Genomic DNA, 232 nt, shown 5'->3' with positions numbered 1-232 from the left:
TGCCGGAACGCAGCCATGTCACGCATGGCATCGTGCTGCTGGAAAGCGGCAGGCACGACGAGGCCGAGGCCGTGCTGCAGGCCGGCATCCGAAACTGCGGCGAGACGGCCGCGCTGCTCACCAACCTCGCCAAGGTGAAGCACGACCGGGAAGACTCGGCCGGCGCGTCCGACCTGTTGCGGCGCGCCATCCGGCTCGACCCGAACTTCGAGCACGGGTTGAACGGCTGGCT

1 protein-coding gene is annotated in these 232 nt (G+C 69.0%); it reads left to right on the top strand.

Features of this window, described 5'->3' with window-relative positions; translation table 11 throughout:
* On the top strand, nucleotides 1-232 hold a 232-nt coding region (locus tag ACEN88_RS36330), incomplete at both ends, for a hypothetical protein (RefSeq protein WP_413347218.1).

It is taken from the genome of Massilia sp. CT11-108 (assembly GCF_047302915.1).
In the GTDB taxonomy this organism is placed as follows: Bacteria; Pseudomonadota; Gammaproteobacteria; order Burkholderiales; family Burkholderiaceae_D; genus Telluria; species Telluria orientalis.
This window is presented reverse-complemented; position numbering and strand designations above follow the sequence as displayed.